Origin of the sequence: Microbacterium sp. Leaf351 (assembly GCF_001423825.1) — a bacterium.
Taxonomy (GTDB): Bacteria; Actinomycetota; Actinomycetes; order Actinomycetales; family Microbacteriaceae; genus Microbacterium; species Microbacterium ginsengisoli.
In genome coordinates this window covers 147,132-152,192 of sequence record NZ_LMPK01000034.1, presented here as the reverse complement: position 1 = coordinate 152,192, position 5,061 = coordinate 147,132, and the positions used below count along the sequence as shown (strand labels likewise).

The window sequence follows — 5,061 nt, the reverse complement described above, 5'->3', positions numbered from 1 at the left end:
CCCTGGCCGCTGTCGCCGTCGTCGCGGCCGCCCTGACCGGGTGCTCGGCCAACTCCACCCCGTCCCCGACCGCGAGCGCCGACCTCTGCTCGGCCGCGGCACCCTCCGGCTCGGCCTCCGACTCGGTGAAGGTCGCCGGCGACGCCGGCAAGCCGGCCACCGCCACCTTCACGTCGCCGCTCGAGACCTCGAGCATCGAGCGCACGGTCGTCTCCGACGGCACCGGCGCCGAGGTCAAGGCCGGCGACTTCGTCTCGTACGCGTTCACCGCGTACTACAGCGACAACGGCCAGCAGGCCGGCTCGCTCGGCTACACCGCCGGTGAGCTGCTGCCCCAGCAGCTGTCGCCGGAGTCGACCCTCGGCCAGTTCATCGGCTGCGTCAAGGTCGGCGCGCGCCTCGTGATCACGAACCCCTCGACCGAGTCGGCGCCGGGTGCCGTCTACGTGCTCGACGTGCTCGGCGTCACCCCCACCGCCGCGTGGGGAACCGCCCAGACCCCGACCGCGGGCTTCCCCGCGGTGACGCTCTCCTCGACCGGCGAGCCCTCGATCACGATCCCGAGCGGTGCCACCGCGCCGACGACGACCGAGGTCGAGACGCTCAAGAAGGGCGACGGCACCACCGTCGCCGAGGGTGACCAGGTGCTGCTGCAGTACAAGGGCGTGAAGTGGTCCGACGGGTCGACCTTCGACGCGAGCTGGGGCAAGAACGGCCCCACGACGCTCGGCACGAGCGGTGTGATCACCGGCTTCTCGAAGGCGCTCGTGGGCCAGACCGTCGGCTCGCAGGTGCTCGTCGTCATCCCGCCGGCCGACGGCTACGGCGAGAAGAGCGAGAGCAACACGAGCGCGCTCGCGGGGGAGACCCTCGTGTTCGTGATCGACATCCTTGCGACCCAGCACACGTCGACCAACTGATCGCCCGCTCGTGAGCGACCTCGCCGCGCCGCGGCGCGTCATCGTGCTCGGGTCATCCGGGTCGATCGGCACGCAGGCGCTGGACGTGATCTCCGCCAACCCCGAACGCTTCGAGGTGGTGGGGCTCGCGACCGGCTCGGCGCGCGAGGTGCTCGCCGAGCAGGCCGCGCGGTTCGGCGTCGCCGACACGGCACTGGGGGCCGAGGCTGCCGAGCAGCTGGTTCGGGATGTCGCGTGCGACGTCGTCGTGAACGGGATCACCGGTTCGGTGGGGCTCGGGCCGACGCTCGCGGCGCTCGAGGCGGGACGTACCCTTGCGCTCGCCAACAAGGAGTCCCTCATCGTCGGCGGCGATCTGGTGAAGCGGGTCGCAACGCCCGGCCAGATCGTGCCGGTGGACTCGGAGCACTCGGCGATCGCGCAGGCGCTGCGATCAGGCAGTTCGGCTGAGGTGCGGCGCCTGGTGGTGACGGCGTCCGGCGGTCCATTCCGCGGTCGTACCCGTGGCCAGCTCGCCGCCGTGACCCCCGCCGAGGCCCTTGCGCATCCGACCTGGAACATGGGACGGGTCGTCACGACCAACTCCGCGACCCTCGTCAACAAGGGTCTCGAGGTCATCGAGGCGCACCTGCTGTTCGACATCGACTACGACCGCATCGATGTGGTCGTGCACCCGCAGTCGATCGTGCACTCCATGGTCGAGTTCGTCGACGGGTCGACGATCGCCCAGGCGTCGCCGCCCGACATGCGGCTGCCGATCTCGCTCGGCCTCGACTGGCCGCACCGGGTCGCCGGGGTGGGTGCGCCGATCGACTGGACTCGTGCCGCCGCGTGGACGTTCGAGCCGCTCGACGAGGAGGCCTTCCCGGCCGTCGCGCTCGCGAAGCGGGTGGGCCGGGCCGGATCGACCTATCCGGCGGTGTTCAACGCGGCGAACGAGCAGGCGGTCGACGCCTTCCACGAGGGACGGCTGTCGTTCCTCGGCATCGTCGACACGGTGCGAGCGATCGTCGACGAGCACGACGCTCCGACCGATCTCACGCGCGAGAGTCTCGCCGAGGCAGAGGCGTGGGCGCGCCGCGCAGCCGATGAGCGGATCGCCGCGGCATCCTGACCCCGTTGGCGGGCCGCGAGGCTCGCCGGGTTGCATCGCGGCAGCGGAGCGGTCGAGCGACGCGTTGCCGGCGTCAGTACGCCGGGCGCTCCGGGTCGGACGCGGGCGTCGTGTCCGTGGGGTAGGGCACCGGCCAGTGCGGCTCGGGCACGGGCCAGCCGGCGTCGCGCAGCGCACGGCGGGCGAGTTCGCGCGCCGAGTACGGCGTGCGCACTCCGCGGATGTCGCGGTAGTCCTGGTGCCCGGGTCCCGCCCACAGGATCGCATCGCCCTCGCCGACGAGCTTCACGGCCTCGATAATCGCCCGCTCGGGCGGCGAGTACTCGTGGATCTCGGCGTCGGGCCGTGCCCGGCGCGCGCCCTCGAGGAGGGTCGCGCGGATCGTGTCGGGGTTCTCGCGTCGCGGGTGGTGGTCGGTGATGACGAGGATGTCGCTCCCCTCCACCGCGGTACGGCCCATGTCGTGGCGCTTGGTCGCGTCGCGGTCGCCGTCCGCGCCGAACAGCATCAGGACGGTGCCGGGCGTGACATGCCGCACCGCCGCGAGCGTCTTCTCGAAGGCGTCGGGGGAGTGGCCGAAGTCGACGTAGACCGCCGGACCCCGGTCGCCGGAGACCCGCTCGGTGCGCCCGGGGAGGTACGCCTCGATGCGGCGCCCGTCGAGTGCGGCGACGATGCGCTCCCAGTCGTAGCCGGCCGCATGGATCATCGCGATCGCGAGTCCCGCGTTCGCGGCCATGTGCCGGCCGATCGTCGGAACGGTCGTGGTGAGCGTGCGTCCCTCGGGGCCGCGCAGGGTGAAGTCGGTGCCGTCCTGGCGCTCGGCGAGGATCTCGACGGTCCAGTCGGCGCTCGCCGCGAGGGCGGGGTCGGCGGCGATGGCCGGGGTGCCGATGGTGGTGAACGGCACGCCGCTGCGGGACGTCACCTCGGCGGCGTACGGCGAGTCGAGTGCGATCACGGCCTGGCGCGCGCGTTCGGGACGGAAGAGCTCGAGTTTGGCCTCGAGGTACTCGCGCATGTCGGCGTAGTCGTCGAGGTGGTCGTGGCTGAGGTTCGTGAACCCCGCGATATCGAACATGAGTCCGTCGACCCGGTGGCGGCTGAGGGCCTGGGCGCTCACCTCGACGGCGACCGCCTCGACCCCCTCCTCGCGCATGAGGGCGAGGAGGGCATGGAACTCGGATGCCTCGGGCGTGGTCAGTCGCGACACGATCACCCGTCCCGCGATGTGGCGTTCCGCGGTCGAGGAGAGTCCGGTCGTCACGCCCAGCTGACCGAGGATGCCTTCGAGCAGGTGGGAGGTGCTGGTCTTGCCGTTGGTGCCGGTGGTCGCGAACAGCAGCGGGAGGTCGTCGTCGGCGCCCGTGCCGTAGACCCACGCCGACAGTGCGCCGAGGCGCGCTCGGGGGCCGTCGACCACGACGATCGGCAGACCGGCGGATGCCGCGATCTCGGCGCCCTCGGCATCGGTGATGACGGCGACCGCGCCGCGGGCCGCGGCATCCGTCGCCACTTCGGCGCCGTGCCGGTTGACGCCCCGGATCGCGACGAACGCCTCGCCGGGGCGCAGGTCCGCCGTGGCGAGTGTGAGGCCGCCGATCGTGACATCGCCGTCGAGTCCACGCACCTCGCCGTCGACCACCTCGGCGAGAGCGCGCAGCGATCGTGCGGGCGGGTGCGTCGGGCGGAGGACGGGCGGCAGGTTCGACGGTGTGGACATCGGTCCCATTCAACCAGAGCGACCCGCGCGCACCCGGGCGCCGAGCGCGCAGAGCGGGCACAGCGCACCTTGTCGGCCCGCTCCAAGACAGCCGGGGCTACCGTGGGGGCGTGACCGTTCTCGCATTCGTCATCGGAATCGTCGTGCTCATCGTGGGGCTCGCCGTCTCGATCGCGCTGCACGAGATCGGCCACCTCGTGCCGGCGAAGCTCTTCAAGGTGCGCGTGGGGCAGTACATGATCGGCTTCGGTCCGACCCTGTTCTCGCGACGCAAGGGCGAGACCGAGTACGGCGTGAAGCTCATCCCGCTCGGCGGCTACATCTCGATGGCCGGCATGTACCCGCCCTCCGAGTCGGAGCGCGCGGCGGCATCGGCCGACCCGCAGGTCGCATCCGTGGGCGGTGGCGTCGCGACGGTGACCCAGACCGAGACGGACCAGGCGACGCCCGACGATCGGGCTCGGCTCCGACGCGGACGCTTCTGGGCGACCATGGTGCAGGATGCCCGCGCGGCCAACGACGAGACGATCGCCGATGCCGACGACCGGGTGTTCTACCGGCTGTCCATGTGGAAGCGCGTCGTCATCATGCTCGGCGGCCCGTTCATGAACTTCGTGCTCGCGATCGTCCTGTTCGCGATCGTGTTCAGCGGCATCGGCCTGCAGACCGCGACCGCGACGGTCGCCTCGCTCAGCGCCTGCACGCCCGTCTCGTACTCGTCGCAGACGTGCGCGACCGATACCACCCCCGCGAAGCAGGCCGGGCTGCAGGCAGGCGACCGCATCGTCTCGATCGACGGCACGGCGGTCAGCGACTTCGCCTCGGCCTCGGCGATCGTGCAGGCCTCGCCCGGTCAGGCGCTCTCGGTCGTCGTCGACCGCGGCGGTGCCGCCCAGACCCTCACGATCACGCCGGCGACCATCACGGCTCCCGTGACGGATGCCTCGGGCAACCCGGTGACCGGAGCGGACGGGGTCGCCGAGACCCGCGAGATCGGCTTCATCGGCTTCGCCCCGACGGTGGAGTTCGTGCGACAGCCGATCTGGGACGGGCCCGCGGCCGCGGTGCAGAACGTCGGCGCGGTCGTCGGCATCGTGGCGCAGTTCCCGGTGAAGGTCTACCAGGCGGCGGAGTCGGTGTTCACGGGTGCCCAGCGCGACCCGAACGGACCGCTGAGCCTCGTGGGCGCCGGGGTCATCGCGGGGGAGGTGGCGTCGTCACCGGCCCCGATCATCAACCGCGTCTCGGTGATGCTGGGCCTGCTCGCGTCCCTCAACATCGCGCTCGGCGTCTTCAACCTCGTG

General features: G+C 71.8%; 4 protein-coding genes. 3 read left to right on the top strand and 1 reads right to left on the bottom strand.

The genetic code is table 11. From position 1 onward, the window contains the following. Together ASG00_RS10845 and dxr are read left to right on the top strand one after the other, a co-directional pair. On the top strand, window positions 1–920 hold a 920-nt coding region (locus ASG00_RS10845), incomplete at its 5' end, for an FKBP-type peptidyl-prolyl cis-trans isomerase (protein WP_056209587.1). A 10-nt stretch (window positions 921–930) separates the two neighbouring features. Then, window positions 931–2,034, top strand: a complete 1,104-nt coding sequence (gene dxr, locus ASG00_RS10840) for a 1-deoxy-D-xylulose-5-phosphate reductoisomerase (protein WP_056209468.1) — start codon at window positions 931–933, stop codon at window positions 2,032–2,034. Window positions 2,035–2,107: 73 nt separating this feature from the next. On the opposite strand, the gene ASG00_RS10835 is transcribed toward dxr, so the two are convergent. After that, window positions 2,108–3,757, bottom strand: coding sequence for a Mur ligase family protein (locus ASG00_RS10835; RefSeq protein WP_056209465.1), 1,650 nt, complete (start codon window positions 3,755–3,757; stop codon window positions 2,108–2,110). Window positions 3,758–3,867: 110 nt separating this feature from the next. Here ASG00_RS10835 and ASG00_RS10830 point away from each other — a divergent pair. Then, window positions 3,868–5,061, top strand: a 1,194-nt coding sequence (locus ASG00_RS10830; protein ID WP_235559497.1) for a M50 family metallopeptidase, incomplete at its 3' end; no start/stop codon positions are given.

Coding starts and splice junctions, on each gene's coding strand:
- ASG00_RS10835 (WP_056209465.1), bottom strand. CDS start 3,757: ATGTCCACACCGTCGAACCTGCCGCCCGTCCTCCGCCCGACGCACCCG.